The organism is Synechococcus sp. RC10A2 (genome assembly GCF_047502605.1).
Window position 1 is genome coordinate 20,373 of the sequence record NZ_JANSHP010000054.1, and the last position, 22,026, is coordinate 42,398.

Consider the following 22,026-nt stretch of genomic DNA (forward strand, 5'->3'; position numbering starts at 1 on the left):
GTCAGCAAGGCGTGCCACTGGTCCAGCCGGTCTCGGCTTTTTTCTCACTGGGCACCGGAAGGGCTGGGGTTAGGCGAGTGCCCCGCCTGTGTATCTCCGCTGTGCTTGCCGCTCTCGTCAGCTCGAACCCGCATCCAACCAAACAACGTTTCGACCGTCAGTTGGATCCCTTGGGCAAACGCGGGAACGGGGATCAGCTCTTGCGGATCCTCATGCACGGTTGGCTGCTGTCCGGCAGGGTAGGCGAAAACGAGCCTTTCTTCGGGAGCTACGATCCACCCCATCTGGCAGCCGTGGGCCAAGCCGATCAAAATTTTCTTGACCAGCTTCATTTGATTTTGATCGGGAGAGAGAATCTCGATCATCCAATCTGGGCAAAAGGGAATGAGATTTTGAATGGTGCCATCTTCATCCACAGGGATCCGATCCCAGGCGATCACAGAAATATCGGGCACAATCGCATAGCCGGCAAAAGTGCAGCGCAACTCTGGAAATGCCCACCCGAGGCGTTTGGGTTTGAGGTTTGCGTTGATAAAAGAAGTTAGCTCCCCCTGGAGTAGGCTGTGCTTTCCCTGTGGCATGGGCTTCTGGATGATCTCTCCCTCGATGAATTCACTGGCGGGTTGAGCTTCTGGCTGCTGCAGAAACTCTTCCAGGGTTAGGGGCTTGGCAGACAGACGAACCATGATTTCCTCCTCTCAAGTTGGTCTCTGACACAAAAAGGATTGAGGTTCAATCAGAACAGGTCCCTGTCGGGCTGTCGCCAAGCGGCTTGGCGGTCATAAGGGCTTTTGCCAGAAAATAACCCCATCAGCGGCCCCAAGATGGCCCCAAACACAAAGCCGCCCGCGTGGGCCCAGTAGGCGATCCCTCCCCCCTGCATGCCGATGTTGGTGGGCGTCTGCAGGCTGGCGATGCCGTAAAACGCCTGCTGTACAAACCAAAAACCCAAAAACACCCAGGCGGGAACGTAGACGGTTGTGATAAAAATGCCCAGGGGTACCAAAGTCAGGATCTCAGCTCGCGGGAAACGCAAGATATAAGCTCCCAACACCCCGGCAATGGCCCCACTTGCCCCCAGCGAAGGAATGGTGGATTCCATATCGAAAAACCACTGGGTTAGGGCGGCCAAGGCTCCACAAGTCAGGTAAAAAATGAGGTAGCGCACATGCCCCAAGCGATCCTCAATATTGTTGCCGAAAACCCACAAAAAGAGCATGTTGCCGCCAAGATGCAAAAAGCCCCCGTGCAAAAATTGCGAGGTAAATAGCGTTACCCATTCGGGGCGCAGCGAAGAGGTGGCCTCCCCCCGAAAGCTGGCCGTCAGTTCCGCTGGCACCACTGCCCACTCTCGGAAGAAAGCCGCCAGCTCTTGCGGTGATAGGGTAAGCTCATACACAAAAACCAGGATGTTGATAAGCACCAAAGCATAGGTAACGTAGGCAGTGCGGGTGGTTGGGTTGCGATCTTGCAGGGGTACCACAGTCGGGATCCGGTTAACATCACCCTCTAGCCTACCCTGCTGCGCCTTCTCAGGCCCAACTTGGGGCTACACTAGGGTAGTTTGTCGGTGGGATCCCTAAACTGCAAAGGGGTTTTGGCCGTCCCCCCGCAGCCGACGCTGGATTTGGAGGAGTGGATCGATGTTTGAGGTCGAGAGCCGAACTGCCCCGCTCAAGTTCTTGATTGTCGAGGATCATCCCGAGGTCGCCCAAAACAATTGCGAATGGCTGCAACGGCTTGCAGCCGATGCTCAGTGCATCACAGTCTCCAACCCGATGGACGCCATCCTGCGCCTGCAGCGGGAACAGCCGGACTTGGTAGTAGCCGACTTGCTCTACGGCCAAACCAGCGGCGAACAGTCTGCCGAGCCGGGCCTAGAGTTCTTGCGCCATATTTTCGAGAACTACCCCACCCTGAACGTGATGGTTTATTCCAGCGAGCCGCTGCTGCTAACTCCCCTGGTGGGCCTAATCAGCAAGCACCAGGGCGGATTTGCCGCCGTCAACAAAATGGAGCGGCGCAGTGTCTTCTTGGAAGGAGCCAAAAGTGCCCTCAATGGGGAATTGCGCATGCCGCGAGAGTTGCGCGGCTTAACAAAGCTGACGGAGCGGGAAATCGAGGTCTTGAACCTGCTCTGCAAAGAGGCCCTCACCGACCAGGCCATCGCCGACCGCATTCACACGAGCAAAAAAACCGTACAAAACTGTATTCAAAGGCTCAAAGAGAAACTGGATATCTTTGGCTCTGAAGATGAGATCAACGCTCGCGTTGCCATGTGTATGGCAGCCGTTCAGAAAAAGCTTATCCAGTGGTAGTTCATTTAACCTCGCGTAAGAGTAGACAGAGAGGGTAGAATATCTTCTCGAAAGGGAACCTCGTTTTGATTTACCCTCTCCAGCTCAGCCAACATGAGAGGGTTGACGCGATTCAGATAGGGGATTAGCACCTGCTTTAGCCTGGGGCGGTAGAAACGGTGGTAGCTATACACGGGAGTGGCTGGAAATCCCCGCCGAATCTTGTGGGATCCTCCAGCTCCGGGATCAAAGTTGCGGATCCCTTCGCGGATGGCTAGGGCAATCGGCTCGTAGTAGCACACATTAAAGTGCAAGAACTTCACCTCTTCTCGGCAGCCCCAGTAGCGCCCAAAGAGGCGATCCCCTTTGCGGACGCAAAAAGACATCCCCACAATTTCTGTATTTCGTTCCCCGGCCACCAGCACCAGCCGCTGCCGGTAGTTGGGATAGAGAGATTCGAAAAAGCGGCGGTTGAGATATTTGCTCCAGTTCCAAAATTGGGCGCAGGTGTTGCTGTAAAAGTCGTACATGAGAGAGAGAAGGCGCGGCGTGATCTCCTCTCCGGTGTAGATCTTGAGTTCTATGCCGCTTTTTTCCATGGCGGCCCGCTCTCGCTTGATGTTGCGCCGCTGGTTGGCGTTGAACTGGCTCAAAAAGTCTTCGTAAGAGCGATAGCCGGGATTGTGCCACTGGTAGTTGTGGGTAATTCGGGGAGTCAATCCATCGGCCTCCAGTTGGGCCCGCCAGTCTAAGTCCACATAGAGCAGGCTGAACAGCGAAATATCATTGTCCTGGCAGAAGCGATCGATAGCAGCCAGCATCGACGGCCACACCTCTGCTTCCGAGTAGTCGGGATGGACGAGAATGCGATAGCCGGTGGCCGGCGTAAAAGGGGCCATGCCGATCAGCTTGGGGTAGTAGCGTTCTCCCAGTTGGTTGGCAACCGCAGCCCACTCTTGGTCGAAGACAAATTCGCCCTGGCTATGGCTTTTCAAATACAAGGGGGCAGCGGCGATGAGTTGCCCATCCGACTCCACCAACAGGTGACAGGGCAACCACCCCGTGTTGCGGCTGGCACAGCCGGAGGCTTCTAGGCTGTGCAGCCACTCGTACTCCAAAAAAGGAGAGGTGCGCTCCGTCTGCAGCGCTTGCCAGGCAGATGCTGGGATCCCGCGAATATCGTGGCACCAGCGCAATTTCAAACCGGTTGACATTTGCCTGTCCGGATAGACCAACTTGCCCTGCCGCGGCTGGGAGGGGATCCCCCCTCTAAGCTCAACCTAGGATGGAATCCCTGCGCCTCAAGGGTCCCATAGACGAAAGCCAGGCAACTGCTCTTTGCCCAGCCCAAAGCTTTCCCAGCGCTAGACCGTGCTTTTGTTAAGTTATTTTATTCGGGATCCCTGGGCTCGTAGTAGCGGTTGGCCAGCTCGAGAGCCATCTGAAACTTCTGCTCACGGGTGAGGTCGGCTCGCCGGGCGATCTGGGCAAAGCGGTTGACGTCTGGGGGCAAGAAGTCGAAAGGACGCTGTTCCCGCACAATATCTACGACCAAATCGCAAAGGGCCTGCTGGTAATCGTTGTAAAAAATTTCTCCCAAAGCCTTGAGGCGGCCATCGGGCACCGGATTGTTAAAGTCAATGGCCTGTAGCTCCCCTTGTTCGTCGATAAACAGCTCCACCGAGTTCATTTCATAGCCCAACGCCCGATTGATGATCCGGCAGGTGTCGATAACTTTTTTGCCCATCTCCGGCGTGAGAAACTCTGGATCGAACAGATATTCGCTGGCATCGAACTTGCGAAAGATGTATTTAATTGGGATGATCTTTCGGCCAATACAGAGAGCGCGAATCTGCCAGGGATAAGGACTTTTAACCTTCTCCTGGAGCATCATCACCTGGGATCCGGAGCGGTCGTAAAAGTAGAGAAGCTGCTCCATGTTGTAGGCGATTTCGACTCCGATGGCCTCCCGTCCCTCTGCCGGCTTGATCACGATTGGCCAGCCGAGATCTTCTGCCATCCCCTGCCAATCGAAGAACTTGTGATACTTAAAATCTTCGGCTTTCAAAGCTGGGGCCTCCTTGGGGGGCAGAATGTAAGTCTTGGGGATGGAGATCCCCAGCTCTTTGACCACCATGTAGGCGGCATCTTTGTTGCGCAGGTAGTAGTAAAAGCTGAAGGGGTTGTTGATGATGTACACCCCCCTGAAGGCAAAGCCCATGAACAGGCCGATGGCCTGGGGGTAAAGGTAGCTGAAGCGGTCTAGGATGAGGCGGTACTTGGTGCGGTAATCCAGGTTCACCTCGTGAATGGTGACATGTTCCGCCCGGATCTTGTAGGCTTGGCCGTTGCGGGCTTGAATGGGGGGAAGGGCGTTGAGACGGGCCAGGGTGTCGTCCCCAAAAGGCTCGCTGAAGTGCAGGCTGCCAACCCAGTAGTCTTCGATCATCCAGGCTCTCTCATCAAAAGCTCTCTGACTCCTCTGCAAGGGATCCTAGGCGAAGGCGCGGATTTGCGCTTGCCAGGTGGGCCAGTCGTGATCCCCTTCCCATACCTCCAGGTGATGGGGGATGTCGTTGCGGCGGAGGACTTCTGCCAGGCGCAGATTGTCGTTGAGGCAGTGGTCGCGGTGGGCGGTGAGCAGTTTTAGCTCGGTGTTGCGCCCGCCCAGCTGATCCCAGAGTTGTCGGCTCATGTTGGACAGGTAGGCCAAGGGGTTGATGAAATACAGCTCCTGTTCCGCCTGTTGGGGATCCCAGCCGGTGACGGAGCCGAGGGCCGCCACATCGTAGGGCCCCCCCAGCGCCAGACAACGGCGCACCAGGCCAGGGTGCCGGCAGGTGAGGTTGACGGCGTGGGTGGCCCCCAGAGAGAAGCCTGCCACCACCAGAAAGTTATTTTGCGCTTCTGCTTTGGCGTAGGGGATCAGCTCTTCTACCCAGTGTTGCTCCAACAACAGCCAGCGATCCCGCCGCTGGGGCACGTCCAGCTCGCGGTTGAACAAGGTCTCCCAATCGAGGGTTTCCACGCAAAAGGCCTGCAAATAGCCCTGCTCCAAGTGATGGCCGAGGCTGGCGATAATGCCGCGATCTTCCAGATCGAAAAAACGCCCATTGCTGGTGGGCAGGCAGATGAGCGGGTAGCCGCGATGCCCAAAGTGGAGCATCTCCATTTCTCGGCCCAGAACCCGGGAGGCAAAGCGCAGATAACGGCGAGGGTAGGACATCGGATCCCTGGACAATCACTGAACCTCAGCCGGCTTTTGCAGCCGCCGTTGAGACGGGTGGCAACGCGAGCGCCAGAACGGCTGACAACTCCCCCGTGGCCTGCGTCTTTCAAGCGATCCCAAGAAATTTTAGGAGATTTCGGAGAACAAATCCTTGAGGGCAGTGCGGGCGGCCAAGTGCTTGCGGGTGGACTCGAGGATCTCGGCTTCCCGCCGCAGGCGATTTTCGGTGCTGACCATTTCCAGCAGCGCTTGCTGCTCCCGGGGAGCCCCGTGAAAGTGGCTGGCAACCCAGTAGGATAACTCTATCGGGGTAGTGGGCAGTCGCTCCGGCAGCTCCGTCTCCCGCTCCATTAGCTTGCCGGAGAGGCGCACCACATCCTGAAGTAGGGTGGAAACCTGCTGCACCAAGCCCTGCAAATCCGCAGTGGTCGGCTCATCCTCAATCCACTCCACCAGCCCCACCCGGAAGGGCTTTTCCCGCACGTAGTTCAACACCCGGAAGCGCTGCTGCCCCAAGGTCAAAATGTCCATGCGGTCATCCGGCAACCGCTGTACCTGCAACACCTCGGCACAACAGCCCACCCGCACCGGGGATCCCGTCTGGGGATCGAACATCAGCACCCCGAAACGGCGATCCGTCTCCAGGATGGTGTTGATCATCATGCGATAGCGGTACTCGAAAATGTGCAGCGGCAGGGGGCGGCCCGGAAACAACACCACCTCTGGCAGGGGAAACAGGGGTAGCTCACGTACGTCCACAGAAGAGGAAGGCATAAGGCTTTGCTTTTTGCGCTACTGAGTCTAGTTTAGCGATCTCGACGGAGCCACACCGACCGATTCCTAAGCAAAGCGGTGGTGCCAAAGGGTGATGGCGATGGCCAGGGCATCGGCAGCATCGTCGGGGCGGGGCAGGCTGGGCAGATTGAGCTCGCGGGCCACGGCGGCTTGCACGGCCTGTTTGTCAGCGCGCCCGTAGCCCGTCAGGCTTTGCTTCACCTGGGCAGGGGTGAACTCCACCGGCACCAGATGATACTGGGCCAGGACGAGTAGGATCACCCCCCGCGCCTGGGCGATGGGGATGGTGTTGCCCATTTTGTAGAAGAAGAGCTTTTCCAACCCCACCTGATGGGGCTGAAACTGGCGCAGCAGCTCCTTTAGATCCTCGTAGAGGGTTTGCAGCCGTTCCGGGATTGATTGCTCCCCAGGGGTGCTGATGACTCCGTAGTCCAGGGAGCGAAGTCCGCCGGCACCTGCCAGGATGCAGCCAAAACCCACCGTCCCCAACCCCGGGTCGAGGCCGAGGATACGCTGCTCAGGGGTGGGGTCTGAGGACTCCGTCCCGCTGACGCGAGAGGACTCCGTCCCGCTGACGCGATCAGGCAGGGGGTCTCTCCTTGCCGGCAGAGGCGTCCGGCGTGGCATGGTCGGTGTACAAATAGGTCAACCCCGAGATCAGAGTGAGGGCCACCGCCACCCAAAAACAGGGGATCCCGATAGGCCAGTTCAGGATCAGCAGGGCGATGGCCAGGATTTGGGCGACCGTCTTGGCTTTGCCCCAGAGATTGGCGCCGCGGATTTGGCTTTGGTTGGCCCGCCAGCCGGCGATGGCCAGCTCTCGCCCCACCAACAAAAACACTCCCCAAGCGGGGATCCGCCCCAGCTCCAGCAGGCTCAGCAGCGGGGCCAGCACCAGCAGCTTGTCCACCAGGGGATCCAGAACCTTGCCCACATCGGTCACCAGCCCATAGCGGCGGGCCAAGTGGCCGTCCAGCCAATCAGTTGCCGCCGCCAGCAAAAACGCCCAGAAAGCCAGCCCTTGCCCCAGCGGGGATCCCAGGCCCAGCCCCAGCAGAATCAAAGGGATCCCTCCAAGGCGCAGCAAGGTGATGGCGGTGGGCAGGTTGAGCCACGCCGGCTTGGGAACTAGGACTGGGCTGGTAGGGTTCACCTCGACCTCCTTGACGACCTCGACTACCGATAGCGGCCTAAGCGCTCGGTGAGCAGGCGGTAAAACTCCTCGGCATCCACCCCAAAAGCTACCTGCACATTGGCGGGGCGGCCACTCAGCCCCCAGCGATCCACCACCGTCCGGCCCAGATTGAGGGGGCTAGCCGTCTCCACCTCCACGTAGCAGGGCTTGAGCTCGAACAACTGCGGCTGCAGCAGGTAGGCGACTACACAGGGATCGTGCAGCGGCCCCCCCGGCAGGCCGTAGCGCCGGATGTCGAACTTGCCGTAGAAGGCGAGCATGTCGGCCACCGTCTGGCCTACCCGCGTGCCGAGGGCGCGGATCCGCTCGATCCGCTCCGGCGTACTGAGGACTTGCTGGGTAACGTTCAGGCCCAGCATCACCACCTCGGGGATCCCGGCGCTGAGCACGATCTGAGCAGCATGGGGATCGGTGAAGATGTTGAACTCGGCGGCCGGGGTGGTGTTTCCCTCAAAGGCAGATCCCCCCATGAACACCAGACGTCGGATGCGCTCCACGATGCGGGGCTGCTGCACCAGGGCTACTGCCAAGTTGGTCATCGGGCCCAGCAGCGCCAGGGTAACCGGCTCCTGCGCCGCCATCAAGGTCTCGATCAGGTACTGCACGGCGTGCAGGGATCCCAGCGGCATCTGGGGCTCCGGCAAGTTGGCCCCGTCGATCCCGCTTTTGCCGTGCACCTCTTCGGCAGTCTGCAGCGGGCGCAACAGCGGGCGGGGACAGCCGGCATAGACTGCCATCTGCGGGCAGCCGGCCAGCTCGCAGATCTGCCGGGCGTTGCGGCTGGTTTTTTCCACAGAGACATTGCCGGCCACCGTGGTAATGCCCAGCACCTCTAGCTCCGGCGAAGCCATCGCCAGGAGCAGGGCCACCGCGTCGTCTTGGCCGGGGTCGCAATCGATGATCAGGGGCACCATAGGGCTCCCAGAGGCCTTTCACCCCTAGTGTAGGCGGCAATGGCACGCTCTCTTTGAGTCTCCCTTGGCTGACTCTGAAGGCCAAGGCAGATTCCGGTCAGGTTTAAGAAGATTTAAGATTTAAGATCGAAGGCGGTTCTTATCGTTTTCTATCCTTATTGAAGCCCGACACCCACCCACTGCACATCAGCCTTTTGCTCGACTGGGAGCCGCCTGCTGGAGAGCCGCTGGCGGCAGAGGCTTTGTTGTCGCCAGAACGCTTTGTGGCTGAGGTCTTCCAGGATCCGGAAGCCTTTCTGGAGGCTCTGCGAGGGGAGGAAAACCATCCGGACTGCCTGGTGCTGCTGGTGGAAGCGACGCGGCTGGACAAGCTGGAGGCGTTGGGCTGTCAGCTTTGCAAGCAGGGACTGTTGCTGCCGACAGTGGTGGCCATTGTGTCGGAAGAGCTCAAACCGGAAGGCGGCGCCAGCCGCTCCGGCGAAGCGTCCTCCCCCCCTGTTCCTCCGGGGGCGAGAGCTCTGCTCAAGCGGGAGCGGTTTTTCTACCACAACGCCACTCTGGTTCGCCTCGTCTCGCCGTCAGAGCTGTTGCCGCCAAAGGGATCCCAGGCCACTCCTTCTGCTTCTCCCTTGGAGCTGCTGATCAACCGAGCCATTGCCCTGTTTCTCCAGATTTCCCCCACCTGCAGCCTGCCTGCAGCAAACCCTCACCCCAAGGATCAGCCCTACCTGCTCTACACGCACCAGCAGCAGCGGCGGCTGGCGGAAAAGCTGCGGGAACGCCTCGGCTACGCCGGCGTGTACTACCATCGGGATCCGGAGCTGTTCTACCGCCACCTGCCCCCCGACGAGCAGCAGGCCCTCATGCGGCGGCTGCGTAACCTTTACCAGGCTATTGTCCTGGAGTATTTTCAATCTCCTGAGACCGTCAATGCCCGCATCGACGAGCTGGTGGCCCTTGCCTTTTTTGCCGACATCGGCGCCGCCCAACTGTTGGAGCTGCACATGAACCTAATGGAGGATTTTGCCAAACAACTAAAACTGGAGGGTCGCAGCGAAGAGATCCTGCTGGATTACCGCCTCACTCTCATCGACGTGATGGCCCACCTGAGCGAAATGTACCGCCGCTCCATTCCCAAATCTGCCCCAAGGGATCCCTAGGTTATGTCCACTCGCAAAGCCTATGTCCTCAAGCTCTACGTGGCGGGCAATACCCCCAATTCTCTGCGCGCCCTCAGCACCTTGCAAGACATTCTGGAAAAAGAGTTCCGCGGCGTGTACAGCCTGAAAGTCATCGACGTCTTGAAAAATCCGCAACTGGCAGAGGAAGATAAGATCCTGGCAACACCGACCCTGGCCAAAATCCTGCCGCCGCCGGTGCGGAAGATTATCGGCGATCTGTCCAACCGAGAGAAGGTGCTCATCGGCCTAGATCTGCTCTACGAAGAATTGGACGAAGAGGCTTAGGACAGGTTTTAGGGGAGAGAGGGGCATGAACCAACCATTGGAACCTTCTGAGTCAGAAAAGCTGCAAGGTAACGCCGCGGAGGGGATCCCATCGACCTACTTCCTGGGCGGGCCCGAGCCGCGGGGGATCCCGAAAAAACAGACGGGTATCGAGGGTTTTGAAGACATCAGCCACGGCGGGCTGCCCCTGGGCCGCACCACCTTGGTCAGCGGTACCTCCGGCACCGGCAAAACTCTGTTTGCCCTGCAGTTTCTCTACAACGGCATTGTCAAGTACCAGGAGCCAGGGATCTTTGTTACTTTTGAGGAGACCCCTGCCGACATCATTCGCAACGCCGCCAGCTTCGGCTGGGATCTGCAGGCCCTCATCGACAAGGGGCAGCTCTTTATTCTGGATGCTTCGCCGGATCCGGAGGGCTACGAGGTAAGCGGCAATTTCGATTTGTCGGCCCTCATCGAGCGCATCCAATATGCCATTCGCAAATACAAAGCCAAGCGGGTGGCCATCGACTCGGTAACGGCCATCTTTCAGCAGTATGAGCCGGCGGGCGTGGTGCGGCGGGAGCTGTTTCGCCTGACAGCCCGCCTCAAGCAGGCCAACGTCACCACGGTCATGACCACCGAGCGCACTGAGGAGTACGGCCCCATCGCCCGCTATGGGGTGGAGGAGTTCGTCTCCGACAACGTGGTGATCCTGCGCAACATCCTGGAGGGGGAGAAGCGGCGGCGTACCATCGAGATCCTGAAGCTGCGGGGCACCACCCACATGAAGGGGGAATATCCCTTCACCATCACCAACGAGGGGATCAACATCTTCCCGCTGGGAGCGATGCAACTGACGCAGCGCTCTTCCAACGTGCGCGTCTCTTCCGGCATCGAGAAGCTGGACGAGATGTGCGGCGGTGGCTTTTTCAAAGACTCGATTATCTTGGCTACCGGCGCCACCGGCACAGGCAAGACCTCGCTGGTGAGCAAGTTCCTCGAGCGAGGCTGCCTAAATGGGGAGCGCTGCATCCTGTTTGCCTACGAAGAGTCGCGGGCCCAGCTTGCCCGCAATGCCTCTTCCTGGGGCATCGACTTTGAGGAGTTTGAGCGGCAAGGCCTCCTTAAGATCATCTGCGCCTACCCCGAGTCCGCCGGCCTGGAAGACCACCTGCAGAAGATCAAAACCGAGATGATGGCCTTCAAGCCCTCCCGCATGGCCATCGACTCGCTGTCGGCGCTGGCGCGGGGTGTGAGCCAAAATGCTTTTCGACAGTTTGTTATCGGCGTAACCGGCCTGGCCAAGCAGGAGGAGATCACCGGCTTTTTCACCAACACCACCGATCAATTCATGGGATCCCATTCCATTACCGAGTCGCACATCTCCACCATCACCGACACAATCATTCTGCTGCAGTATGTGGAGATTCGCGGCGAGATGGCACGGGCGCTCAACGTCTTTAAAATGCGGGGATCCTGGCATGACAAGGGCATCCGCGAGTACCTCATCTCGGATTCGGGGATTCAAATTCGCGATTCCTTCCGCGGCTACGAGCGGATTATCAGCGGATCCCCGACCCGCATCAATGTGGATGAGAAGAACGAGCTCTCTCGAATTGTGCAAAATGTCCAATCTTTGGACGAGTAGGGGCTTGGGCTTGACCGGCGCCAACTGCCCCTAACATTTTGCAACCATAGGTTTTTGGCTGCGTGCATCCGCCAGGGGCTCCTTTGTTCAGCGATCTTCCCGACTTTTTCCCTCAACCCAAGAGCAGCTCTTCTCCCACGCCCATCTCGGCCATCGGCGAGGCGGGGCTGTTGCAGATCGTGCAGCGCTACTGTCCTGCCCAGGTGGTGGGAGACGACGGGGCGGTGTTGCCCGCTCCTGAGGGGCAGTTGGTGGTGAGCACCGATGTCTTGGTGGAGGGGGTTCACTTTAGCGACGTGACAACCCCGGCCCACGCGGTGGGCTGGCGGGCGGTGGCGGCCAATCTCTCGGATCTGGCAGCGATGGGATCCCGTCCGCGGGCGTTGGTGGTGGGCTTGGGCCTGCCGGGATCCACGCCGGTGGCTTGGGTAGAGGAGCTCTACGAAGGGATGCGGGCCTGCTGTGCCCGTTGGGGAGCAGAATTGGTGGGGGGGGATCTGTGTCGGTCGCCGCAGCGGTTTGTGGCGATCACGGCCCTGGGATCGGTGCAGCCGGGGCGGGCGATTGAGCGCAGACGGGCTCAGCCGGGCGATTGGCTGGTGGTCACAGGGCCCCACGGCGACGCGCGGGCCGGCCTGGAGCTGCTGCTCCATCCCGAACAGGGATCCTCAGCCACGGCAGCACAGCGGCAGCAGTTGATCAGAGCCCACCAATACCCGCGCCCGCGCTTGGATGTTCTGTCCCTTTTGGAAGCGCTCCCCGGTCCTCTGCGCCTGGCCGGCATGGACACCAGCGATGGCTTGGCGGACGCCCTGGTGCAGGTGTGCCAGAGCAGTGGGGTAGCGGCGCGGATCGCGGCGGAGCGGATCCCGATTTCGGTGGCTTTGCGCCAGGCGTTCCCGGCCCAAGCTTTGGAGTGGGCGCTTTATGGGGGCGAAGACTTTGAGCTGCTTCTCAGTGCCGAGGTGTCGGTGGCCAAGCATCTGTTGGAAAAGTTGCCAGGAGCCGCCTGGATTGGGGAAGTAACCGGCTGGGATCCGCAGGGGACGGTGCGGTTGCAGGACGGGCAAATCCTCAGCCGCCAGCAGGCCTTCCAGCACTTTTGAGCCTGTCTGAAAAACTCACTGGCCACCTAGGCCGCTCAAAACTGCCCAAAGTTGAAAACCAAGCTACTCGAGTCGGAAAGGAAACCGGAACTGGGATTGGGTAACCTGGAAGTGTAGAGAAAACCGCAAAAGGACAAACCTCGGCCCGAAAAGGCCGCGGGCACGTGCAGAACTTCGGAGAATTGGAGACTTCTGGATGAAAGCTATCTTAGCAGCAGCCGCGATCGGTTTGGCAGGGATCCCTCTGCTGGCCCCCTTGCCAGGAGAGGCCCAGCCGCTTTTCCAATTGGGTGCCTACCGCCTTGAGCAGGGGACGATTATTCCCGTCGGCAGCCTCAGCAGCGAAGGGCCGCAATACTTTTACCCCGACACCATCTACCCGCTGGAGGTGGCCGTCACGCAAAACATTTTCGACAACCAGGGGCGTTTGGTGATCCCGGCGGGCAGCCGCGTTTTTGGGCAAATGGAACCGGCACCGGGCGGATCCCGCTTTGTTGCCACCTCCATCGTCCTCGGCGGTCGCACCTATAGCCTGCAGGCCTCTTCCGGCATCCTCCACGACGAGAAGGATCCCCGCCAGTATTCGGCTGAGGCCATCGCCCAGGATGCAGCCATCGGGGCAGTCGCAGGCACCCTTTTGGGAGCCATCAGCGGCGGCGTCTCGGCGGGCAATGTTCTAGGCGGGGCAGTGGCTGGCGTGGTGGTGGGCAATGTAACCGCTCCCCAGGTGGTGGTGCTGCGCCCCGGCCAGTCGTTTAATCTGACTTTGGAAGCGCCGCTCACCCTGTAATCCCCGGCTTCTATTCCAAGGCAGGGGTGGAGATCCGGCAACTTGTGATTCACTGGATCAGCAAGTTGTGGATCCCGTGTCTCTATGCCTGCAGAATCCAAGTCCACTCCTGTCCTGCACACCACGGAGCACACGTTCAACGCCGGGGGAAAGTCCTTCCCCTACAGGGCGGTGGCCGGCTGGCAGACCCTCTTCCGGCGGGAAAAGCCGGTAGCCGAGATCTTCCACGTCGCCTATCTGAGGCAGGAGGTTGACTCCCGACAGCGGCCTCTCACCTTCGTCTTCAACGGCGGGCCGGGGGCGGCCTCTGCCTATTTGCACATGGGATCCCTGGGGCCGAGACGCCTCCGCTTTGGGCCCAACGGCAGCTTGCCGCCCTCGCCAGTGCAACTGGTGGATAACGGCGAAAGTTGGCTGCTGTTTTCTGATTTGGTCTTTGTCGATCCGGTGGGGACGGGGTTCAGCCGCGCCCTGCCCAAGGAGTCTCAAGACGCCAAAAGTTCTCAGGAAAAATCCGATCCGGCGGCCAAGCCCACCCAGGCGGAGGAAAAGGAAGACGAGCCCCCCAAGGAGGCTCCCTTTTGGGACGTGGAGCGGGATTTGCAATCCTTGGGCGAGTTTATCCAGGGCTTCCTCTCGCGCTACAAGCGCTGGCTCTCTCCCATTTTCATTGCCGGCGAGAGCTACGGGGGCTTTCGGGTGGCGCGGCTGGCCAAGGAGCTGCAAGCCAAGTTTGGCGTGGGCCTGTCGGGGGCTATTCTCATCTCGCCGGCCATCGAGTTCGGGCTGCTGGAGACCACCGATTACAACCTCAGCACCTGGGCAATGCTTTTCCCCTCCTATGTCGCCACAGCAGCCTATCATGGGCGGTGTGGCTGGGGGGAGGATTTGCAGATCCTGCTGCCCAAAGCAGAAGGCTTTGCCCGCCAGCGGCTGTTGCCCCTCTTGGCCATGGGAGAGGCGATGCCAGAAGCGGAGCGGCAGGCCATCTACGCGGAGATGGCGGCAGGGATCGGACTCTCGCCGGAGTATGTGGCCCACAAGGGGGGGCGGATCGACCCGGCCAGCTTTGCCCGCGAGCTGTTGCGCTCCCAGCGGCTGGTGCTGGGGCTCTACGACGCCTCTGTAACCACCGTGGATCCCTTTCCGGATCGGCCTACCTTCGAGGGATCCGATCCCACCTTAGATGGGGTAGATCGCCTGTTTACTGCCGCCATCAACAGCCACCTGCGGGAGACCCTGCAGGTGGACACGGAGCTGACCTATCACCTCCTGAACCTAGAGGTGTTCAAGTCCTGGCGCTTCGCCCCCAAGGGGGAGCTCAAGCAAGGGTTCATCGGCGCCATGGACGAGCTGCGCAGCAGCATGGCCCTCAACCCCCACATGCGGGTGAGCATTCACCACGGCTTCTACGACCTGGTCACCCCTTACTTTGCCTCCAACCACCTGGTGGATTTGATGAAGCTGGATCCCCGCCTCAAGGCCAACCTCACCCTGCGCCACTACCGCGGCGGCCACATGTTCTACACCTGGGATCCCTCGCGGGCCGAGTGGTTTGCCGAAATGGCTGAGTTTTACCGAAAGGCCGTTTCCAGCTCGGGGATCCCTGCGTGATGGGCAATCCCAACCCCGCCTGCCTACTGCCGCAGCCAACGGGTGGTGCCGTCTTTTTGGTCGATAAGGGTGATCCCCAGAGCCTTTAACTGCTCCCGAATGCGATCGGCTTCGGCAAAGTTTTTCGCCTTGCGGGCCGCCGTGCGTTGGGCCACCAGCTCTTCAATCCGCGCGTCTTCAAGGGGTGGAAGCTTGGCCAGTTCCCCGTTGGCGGCAGCTTTCTCGGATCCCTGGGCAGGCTGGGGCCAGCAGAAGCCCAGCGTGGCCAAGATCTCCAGCAGGGCGGCGCCCTTCTGCCTCAGCAAGTGCGGCTGCAGGTGGGTGTGGCCCTGGTGGGTCAAGAGGTTGTGCTCGCGGATCAGTTCCTTGGCCAGCTCAAAGGCAAGAGCCAGCGCCCCAGGGGTGCCGAAGTCGTCGTCCATGGCCGTCTGGAAAGCCCTCATCGCCTCGGAATCGGGGGATCCCCCTTGGCCAAACTGCTGGGCGCAGTGGATCCCTTTTTGGAGAGTCTCCCAGCCGTGGCTGGCCGCCTCCATTGCTGCTTCAGTGAGGTCAATCGGGCTGCGGTAATGGGTCTGCAGCAGGAACAGCCGCAGGGCCATGGGGTGATAGAGGGCAAGGGCCTGTCGTAGGGTGGTGAAGTTGCCCAAAGATTTGGACATCTTCTGGCCGTTGACGTTGACAAAGCCGTTGTGCAGCCAGTACTTGGCCAGCGGCTTGCCGGTAATTGGCTCGGATTGGGCCAGCTCGTTCTCGTGGTGGGGAAAAATGAGGTCTGCCCCACCAGCGTGAATGTCGATGTGATCCCCCAGAGTCTCTCGCACCATGGCCGAACACTCGATGTGCCAGCCCGGTCGCCCCCAACCCCAAGGGGACTCAAACCCCGGCTCGGAAGGGGGGGCCGCCTTCCAAAGGGCAAAGTCAAAGGGATCCCGTTTGCCAGCGCCCTCTTCTCCCACCCGGCCGCTGGCCCCTGCCTCCAGCTCCTCCAGCTTGCGACCGGAGAGCTGGCCGTAATCCGGGAACTTACGGACGGCATAGTAGACATCGTAAGCAGGAGTCTCCCCCTGAGGGGCGAGGGGATCCCGTACCCGGTAGGCAAAGCCCTTGAGCTCCAGCGATTGGATCAGCTCGAACATGGCCCGCAGCGATCGGGTTGCCCTGGGGTAGAGATCGGCCCGCTTGATGTTGAGGCGATCCATATCTTGGAAATACTCGGCGATGAAGCGTTCCGCCACCGCCTGCATCGACTCGCCCCGCTCTAAGGCCCGCTTGAGGATCTTGTCGTCCACGTCGGTAAAGTTCTGCACATACTTCACCCGGTAGCCGCGGCACTCCAGGTAACGACGCACCATATCCCACACCACATAGGTGCGCGCGTGGCCGAGATGGCAGAGGTCGTAAACCGTGACGCCGCAGACGTACATCCGCACCAGCGGCTTCTCCCCGCCCGCCGCCTCGTCGGCAGAAATGGACTCAGAGCCACCGAAGGGTTGAAACACTTCTTTACGGCGAGTCAAGGTGTTGTAGACAACCAAAGTCATGGAGAATCCTGGTTTGTAGTTTCAGCTACAGCAAAGCGGGCTTTATCTTCCAGATCGGCACGGTGGCACACTCTGTTCTACATCGGATAAGGCTCGACAAAATCTCAACAGGCCGAAGGCTGAAATCATTGTGGGACAAGCATTTTAGCTGAAGTTACCTGCAAAGACTTGTCTAGATTTATTAACTACGGTACTCTAACCTGAGTGCGAACCAACGTATTCATTATCGAACTGCGCTTGGGCTTCACCGGCCTCGGTGGAGCTTGCAGCAAGGGGCCGCTGGCCTCAATTTTGACATCTTCTCTTTCACTCTAGTGTCAGCCTGTTGGTGTGAGGATGCCCCAAAGATTGACGTTCTCAGATGCCCAGGGGAGGGAGCTGGACATCCATAGCGCTGCCGTGAGCACCCTTTCTCCGCCCAAGGATCCGGCAGGGATCCCGACCGCTCAGGAGCGGGCTGCCGAGGGGGGAGAGCCGGCACTTCTGTCTGCCCCGTCAAGACTCCGGTGGGCTGGCTTAGCCCTTTCTCTCAGCTTAACGGGCCTGGTGTGGCTCCTGAAGCTGGAGGCCGATCCCCACGCCGATGCCCTGGAAGAGTCAGGGCCGGCCCCCTCCGATGAGCCAGCCGAGCTAGAAAATCCAGATCCCTCGACCTTGGCTCCGGCGCGACGGGGCTACCCGAGGTGGGCCACCGGCCTCTTGCTCATGCTGGGCTTGGCGGGGGTGGCCACGCTGCATCAACGCCAGCTTTCTCGTCACCCTTGGGGATCCCGGCTAGCGGAGCCGATTCCGCCCTCGGTGCACACGCTGTCCGGCGCCCTGCAGCAGAACTACGAGCAAAAAAAAGCCCAACTGCGGCAAGCCTTCGAGGCGGGCCAGATTCCGACTGGGGAAGGGCCCCGAGGCATTCTCGAGCATGAGGTGCAGCCGGGGGAAACCCTCTGGCATCTGACCCAGATGTACCAGCTCGATGCCGCCGCCATCACTGTCTCCAACGGCATTCAAGCCAGTACGCCGCTGCGGCCAGGGCAGAAGCTGCTGATCCCCAGCCAGCCGGGATTGATCTACAGCGTCAAGCCGGGAGATACACTGGAAGACATTGCCAACCGCTACCGGGTTCCGCAGCAGCGGATCATCGAGGCAACTCCCCTGGATCGGCCTGAGTATCTGCGCATTGGCCAACGACTGCTCATCCCCGGCGATGTGGGCGAGCTGATCCGGCGCGAGAACGAGATGCTCGCCCGCCGCGAGGCAGAAGAACGCCGCCGCCAGGAAGAGGAAGCCCAGGAACAAGCTCGATTACAGGCCGAGCAGCAACGCCAGGCCCAGCAGATGCAGCAAGAACGACAGGCCCTCTTGGCCGGTGGCTCGCTGGTCCACACGGTGGGAGCTGGCGACACCATCGAGCGGATTGCCGCTCGCTATGGGGTGACGCAGCGGTCGATCATCCAGGCTAACAACTTGCGCAATCCCCACTGGCTACGCATTGGCCAACGCCTGACAATTCCGGCGCCTGGCACGCAGCCCGCCCCGCCGGCCCCCGGGCGACGAGCCCGGAGCCAATCCCAAGCTCGGCCAGCGCCGGCAGCTCCTCCTCCAGCTCTTCCTCCGGCCCGCAGCAGTGGCTTCATCTGGCCGGTTGCGGGGCAAATCACCTCCGGCTTTGGCTACCGTCGCGGTCGCTTCCATGCGGGGGTCGATATTCCCGGCCCGGTGGGATCCCCCATTGTAGCCGTTCAGGAGGGGGAGGTCATTTTTGCCGGCAATGCCGGGGATGGCTACGGCAATCGCGTCGATATTCGCCATCCCAACGGGATCGTTACCCGCTACGCCCACGGTCACCGGATCTATGTGTCCAAGGGCCAGTATGTGCAGCAGGGCCAGGTAATCATGAGCCGGGGCAATACGGGCCGCAGCACAGGGCCACACTTGCACTTTGAAGTCCGCCCCGGCGGGGGCGCGCCTGTGGATCCGCGGCCCTATCTGCCCTAAACACGTTTCAAACAAGAGGCTGCGCAGAACAGCCAGTCCCGGGCATAAATTGCTAGCCTAAAAAAGCAAACTCCAGACCGTAGGAACACGCCGATGCAGTGGGTGAACGCGCTCTCCCAGCTCCCTTCTCTGGAAGCGGCTCTGCGGCAGGTGGTGGAGGAAGCTAAGGCTAAGCTCCAGGTAGCCCAACTGAAGAGCGCCCTGACGCGACAGGTGCAGGCGGTGGGATCCGGCAGCCTGCCGGGGCTGCTCACCGGGTACGTCCCCTCTCAGCCGCTGCGGCCCAACTTGGGGATCCTGTTTGTGTCGGCGGCCTTTGCCAGCGAGTACATTCGCGTGCTGCCCCTGTTGTCGGAGCTGTTGGAGGTGGACGTTTTGATCGGCTGCTCCGGCGGCGGGATCGTGGGTGGGGGGCATGAAATTGAGGAGGGGCCAGCCCTGTCGCTGTCTTTGGCGGTGCTGCCGGATGTGGCCTTGCACCCTTTTTATTTGCGGGGAAACCAATTGCCCGACTTGGATGCACCTCCTTCGGCCTGGATAGACTTGGTTGGAGTTTTGCCGCAGAGCAAGCCCCATTTTCTGCTCTTGGCGGATGGATTTTCCTCTCGAATCTCTGAGCTGTTGCAAGGGCTGGATTTTGCCTATCCGGGGGCGGTCAAGGTGGGGGGATTGGCCAGTGGCGGCCGCGGCCCTCGCGGCAATGCTCTGTTTTTGCTGGATGCGCGTACCCCCACACCCCGGCGGGAGCTGTATCGGGAAGGCACGGTGGGGCTGGCCCTCTCCGGCAACGTGGTGCTAGATGCGGTGGTGGCTCAGGGATGTCGCCCGATTGGGGATCCCTTGCGCGTCACCGAAGCGGAGGGGAATGTGATCCTCAGCTTGGAGGGGCGTCCTCCTTTGGCGGTCTTACAGGATTTGGCCGAACGGCTCAGCCCATCGGATCAACGCTTGGCCCGCCAAGCTCTCTTCATCGGCCTGCTGATGGACGAGTTCAAATCCGAGCCGACGTCGGGAGATTTTCTCATTCGCGTGATCCTGGGCATCGATCCACGGGTGGGGGCGATCGCCATCGGGGATCGGGTGCGCCCCGGCCAGACGGTGCAGTTTCATCTGCGCGATGCCCAGACTTCGGCGGAAGATCTGCGGTGGGCCCTCAGCCGCTATTGTGCCGAGCGCAACCTACAGCAAAGCTACCCCGCAGAACGCTCCTCTCAACCCAAGCCGGATCCCTGTGGGGCGCTGATGTTCTCCTGCCTGGGACGAGGCAAGGGGCTGTACGGTACCCCCAACTTTGACTCGCAACGGTTTCGGGAATTGCTGGGAGAGCTACCCCTGGGGGGCTTTTTTTGCAACGGCGAGATCGGCCCGGTGGGGGGATCCACCTTTTTGCACGGCTACACCTCCTGCTTTGGGATCTTCCGGCCCGCCCGCTAAGGTTTTGGCAATCCTGAGCTGAGTTTGTAGCTGAGACCCAGACTCCCTCAGCGACGCTGCCGAAGTCCTGGAGCTGCCCCAGCGGGGAAAGAAGGGAAGCTGGAGCGGTGGTCTATAATCCTGCCAATCCCTCGATCGCCGCCCTCAGCCATGGCCGATGTCGCTCCGGTTGTCACTTCTGCCCTTCTGACTGTTCAGGGGTTGCGGGTTTTCTTGCCCAGCCGCACTGCCGGCAGCCAGGCAGAATGCTTGGGATCCCCGGTGGTGGATGGGCTGTCCTTTCAACTGGGGGCCGGACAAGTCCTGGGCTTAGTGGGGGAATCCGGATCCGGCAAGACCATAACCGCCCTGACGCTGATGGACTTGCTGCCCAGCTCCGCTCGGGTGGAAGGCACCATTCTCTTTCAGGGCCCCCAGGGAACAGTGGACTGGCTGCGGCTGGATCCCCGGCAACGGCGGCGCTACCGCGGCTCCCAGATCGCCATGATCTTCCAAGAGCCGAGCACCGCCCTCAACCCCCTCTACACCTGTGGCCAGCAGTTGCGGGAAACCCTGAGGGCCCACACCTCCCTCCCCCCAGCGGAGCTCCGCGCCCAAGCCATCCGCCTGTTTGAGGAAGTGCAGCTTTCTCCCCAGATGCTGGAGCGCTATCCCCATCAGCTCTCCGGCGGCCAGATCCAGCGGGCGGCCATCGCCTGTGCCATCGCCTCTAACCCCAAGCTGTTGATTGCTGATGAGCCGACTACCGCCTTGGATGTAACGGTGCAAGCCGAGATCTTGCGCCTGCTCCGGGATCTGCAGCAGCAGCGACAGATGGCGATCCTCTTCATCACCCACGACCTCAATTTGGTGGCGGAATTGGCGGATCAGGTGGTGGTGATGTGCCGGGGCCAAGCCGTGGAACAAGGATCGGTGAAACAGATCTTTTGGGATCCCCAGCACCCCTACACCCGCGGCCTGCTGGCCTGTCGCCCACCGTTGGAGCGGCGGTTGCGGCGGCTGCCCACCGTCCAGGATTTCCAGGAAAAGGGGGGATCCCTCGAGGAGCGGTGGCAGCAACTGGAGATCCCAGCCGCCGAAGAGGAAGAACGGCTGCGCCAGATATGCAGCCAGCCCCCTCTGTTGCAGGTGCGGGAGTTGCGCACCCACTATGCCGTCCGTCGCGGGCCATTGGGCCGCCAGGTGGGCGAGATCCGAGCTGTGGACGGGATCAGCTTCGACCTGTATCCAGGCGAAACCCTGGGGGTGGTGGGCGAGTCCGGCTGCGGCAAAACCACCCTGGGGCGAACCCTGTTGCGTCTAATCCGCGCCAGTTCCGGCCAGGTAATCTACGACGGAGAAGACTGGCTCCGCCTGCCGCCTCGGCGCCTGCGCCGCTTGCGCCGCGAGATCCAGCTTATCTTTCAGGATCCGGCAGCCTCTTTGGATCCGCGCATGAGTGTGGGAGCCAGCGTCATGGAGCCGATGGTGCTGCACGGGATGGGGAGAAACGCCGCCGAGCGGCGAGCACGAGCCCAACGCCTGTTTGAACGAGTCGGGTTGGATCCCGAGGCGCTGGATCGTCTGCCCCACCAGTTTTCCGGCGGGCAGCGGCAGCGGATTTGCATTGCCCGCGCCCTGGCTTCGGAGCCGCGCCTGCTCGTCTGCGACGAGGCAGTGTCTTCCCTGGATGTCTCCGTACAGGCCCAGGTGCTGAACTTGCTCAAGGATCTGCAGGAGGAGCTGGGACTGACCTATCTGTTCATCTCCCACGACCTGAGCGTGGTCAAGTTCATGAGCGACCGCATTCTGGTCATGAACCGAGGCCGCATCGAAGAAATTGGCCCTGCCGCTCAGATCTACCGGAACCCGCAGCAGGACTATACCCGCCGCCTCATCGCCGCCATTCCCAAAGGGGATCCGAAAAAGCGTGCCCGCCAAGCCGGATGAAGGGTCTCCCCTGGAGCGGCGCCCACCCGCCTCCCGGCCAGATTTGCAATGAGGCTAGAATTAAGTAAACTTTGAGTCGTAAAGCTTTGGA

20 protein-coding genes are annotated in these 22,026 nt (G+C 60.6%); 10 read left to right on the forward strand and 10 right to left on the reverse strand.

Annotation, left to right across the window (positions count from 1 at the left end; genetic code table 11):
• Nucleotides 1-44 precede the first annotated feature (44 nt).
• The gene (locus NW848_RS07140; RefSeq protein ID WP_099813059.1) at nt 45-686 is read right to left on the reverse strand and encodes a Uma2 family endonuclease; all 642 of its coding nucleotides are present in this window, start codon (nt 684-686) and stop codon (nt 45-47) included.
• A gap of 50 nt (nt 687-736) precedes the next feature.
• On the reverse strand, nt 737-1,483 hold the full coding sequence (locus NW848_RS07145) for a rhomboid family intramembrane serine protease (RefSeq protein WP_414402444.1): 747 nt from the start codon (nt 1,481-1,483) through the stop codon (nt 737-739).
• Nucleotides 1,484-1,643: 160 nt separating this feature from the next.
• Here NW848_RS07145 and NW848_RS07150 point away from each other — a divergent pair, with 160 nt between their 5' ends.
• On the forward strand, nt 1,644-2,318 hold the full coding sequence (locus tag NW848_RS07150; RefSeq protein WP_011430732.1) for a response regulator transcription factor: 675 nt from the start codon (nt 1,644-1,646) through the stop codon (nt 2,316-2,318).
• 5 nt (nt 2,319-2,323) lie between these two features.
• Here NW848_RS07150 and NW848_RS07155 read toward each other — a convergent pair whose 3' ends face one another.
• From NW848_RS07155 to NW848_RS07185, 7 genes are all read right to left on the reverse strand, one after another.
• Entirely contained in the window at nt 2,324-3,511 is a 1,188-nt protein-coding gene (locus tag NW848_RS07155; RefSeq protein ID WP_011430731.1) for a GNAT family N-acetyltransferase, read from the reverse strand.
• A gap of 176 nt (nt 3,512-3,687) precedes the next feature.
• Nucleotides 3,688-4,746 carry an ATP-grasp domain-containing protein gene (locus NW848_RS07160; protein WP_011430730.1) on the reverse strand — a complete coding sequence of 353 codons (1,059 nt, stop codon included), beginning with the start codon at nt 4,744-4,746 and terminating at the stop codon, nt 3,688-3,690.
• Nucleotides 4,747-4,791: 45 nt separating this feature from the next.
• Nucleotides 4,792-5,523 carry an alpha/beta hydrolase-fold protein gene (locus tag NW848_RS07165; protein WP_414402445.1) on the reverse strand — a complete coding sequence of 244 codons (732 nt, stop codon included), beginning with the start codon at nt 5,521-5,523 and terminating at the stop codon, nt 4,792-4,794.
• Between the two features lie 129 nt (nt 5,524-5,652).
• Nucleotides 5,653-6,300, reverse strand: a complete 648-nt coding sequence (locus NW848_RS07170) for an LON peptidase substrate-binding domain-containing protein (protein WP_011430728.1) — start codon at nt 6,298-6,300, stop codon at nt 5,653-5,655.
• A 66-nt stretch (nt 6,301-6,366) separates the two neighbouring features.
• A complete protein-coding gene (ruvC, locus tag NW848_RS07175; protein WP_414346959.1) occupies nt 6,367-6,948 on the reverse strand; it encodes a crossover junction endodeoxyribonuclease RuvC in 582 nt (193 codons plus the stop codon).
• Entirely contained in the window at nt 6,902-7,474 is a 573-nt protein-coding gene (gene pgsA, locus NW848_RS07180; protein WP_099813062.1) for a CDP-diacylglycerol--glycerol-3-phosphate 3-phosphatidyltransferase, read from the reverse strand. The genes ruvC and pgsA overlap by 47 nt, the downstream gene beginning before the upstream one ends.
• Nucleotides 7,475-7,497: 23 nt before the next feature.
• The gene (locus NW848_RS07185; protein WP_011430725.1) at nt 7,498-8,430 is read right to left on the reverse strand and encodes a nucleoside hydrolase; all 933 of its coding nucleotides are present in this window, start codon (nt 8,428-8,430) and stop codon (nt 7,498-7,500) included.
• 158 nt (nt 8,431-8,588) lie between these two features.
• On the opposite strand from NW848_RS07185, the gene NW848_RS07190 reads away from it, so the two are divergent.
• From NW848_RS07190 to NW848_RS07215, 6 genes are all read left to right on the forward strand, one after another.
• On the forward strand, nt 8,589-9,590 hold the full coding sequence (locus NW848_RS07190; RefSeq protein WP_240527350.1) for a circadian clock protein KaiA: 1,002 nt from the start codon (nt 8,589-8,591) through the stop codon (nt 9,588-9,590).
• Between the two features lie 3 nt (nt 9,591-9,593).
• A complete protein-coding gene (gene kaiB / locus NW848_RS07195; protein WP_011430723.1) occupies nt 9,594-9,896 on the forward strand; it encodes a circadian clock protein KaiB in 303 nt (100 codons plus the stop codon).
• A gap of 25 nt (nt 9,897-9,921) precedes the next feature.
• Nucleotides 9,922-11,526, forward strand: coding sequence for a circadian clock protein KaiC (kaiC, locus tag NW848_RS07200; RefSeq protein WP_011430722.1), 1,605 nt, complete (start codon nt 9,922-9,924; stop codon nt 11,524-11,526).
• Between the two features lie 83 nt (nt 11,527-11,609).
• Nucleotides 11,610-12,632: a thiamine-phosphate kinase gene (thiL, locus tag NW848_RS07205; protein WP_011430721.1), complete on the forward strand. Its 1,023-nt coding sequence runs from the start codon at nt 11,610-11,612 to the stop codon at nt 12,630-12,632.
• Between the two features lie 196 nt (nt 12,633-12,828).
• Nucleotides 12,829-13,422, forward strand: coding sequence for a hypothetical protein (locus NW848_RS07210; protein ID WP_011430720.1), 594 nt, complete (start codon nt 12,829-12,831; stop codon nt 13,420-13,422).
• Nucleotides 13,423-13,506: 84 nt separating this feature from the next.
• Nucleotides 13,507-15,036, forward strand: coding sequence for a S10 family peptidase (locus tag NW848_RS07215; RefSeq protein WP_011430719.1), 1,530 nt, complete (start codon nt 13,507-13,509; stop codon nt 15,034-15,036).
• Between the two features lie 23 nt (nt 15,037-15,059).
• On the opposite strand, the gene cysS is transcribed toward NW848_RS07215, so the two are convergent.
• Complete coding sequence (gene cysS, locus NW848_RS07220) at nt 15,060-16,580, reverse strand: cysteine--tRNA ligase (RefSeq protein WP_011430718.1); 1,521 nt, start codon at nt 16,578-16,580, stop codon at nt 15,060-15,062.
• A 399-nt stretch (nt 16,581-16,979) separates the two neighbouring features.
• On the opposite strand from cysS, the gene NW848_RS07225 reads away from it, so the two are divergent.
• From NW848_RS07225 to NW848_RS07235, 3 genes are all read left to right on the forward strand, one after another.
• Complete coding sequence (locus tag NW848_RS07225; protein ID WP_414510856.1) at nt 16,980-18,572, forward strand: LysM peptidoglycan-binding domain-containing protein; 1,593 nt, start codon at nt 16,980-16,982, stop codon at nt 18,570-18,572.
• A gap of 93 nt (nt 18,573-18,665) precedes the next feature.
• Nucleotides 18,666-20,006 (forward strand): FIST N-terminal domain-containing protein, encoded by a 1,341-nt coding sequence (locus tag NW848_RS07230; RefSeq protein WP_011430716.1) that lies wholly within the window; start codon nt 18,666-18,668, stop codon nt 20,004-20,006.
• 150 nt (nt 20,007-20,156) lie between these two features.
• Nucleotides 20,157-21,935 carry an ABC transporter ATP-binding protein gene (locus tag NW848_RS07235; RefSeq protein ID WP_011430715.1) on the forward strand — a complete coding sequence of 593 codons (1,779 nt, stop codon included), beginning with the start codon at nt 20,157-20,159 and terminating at the stop codon, nt 21,933-21,935.
• The last annotated feature ends 91 nt before the right edge of the window (nt 21,936-22,026 follow it).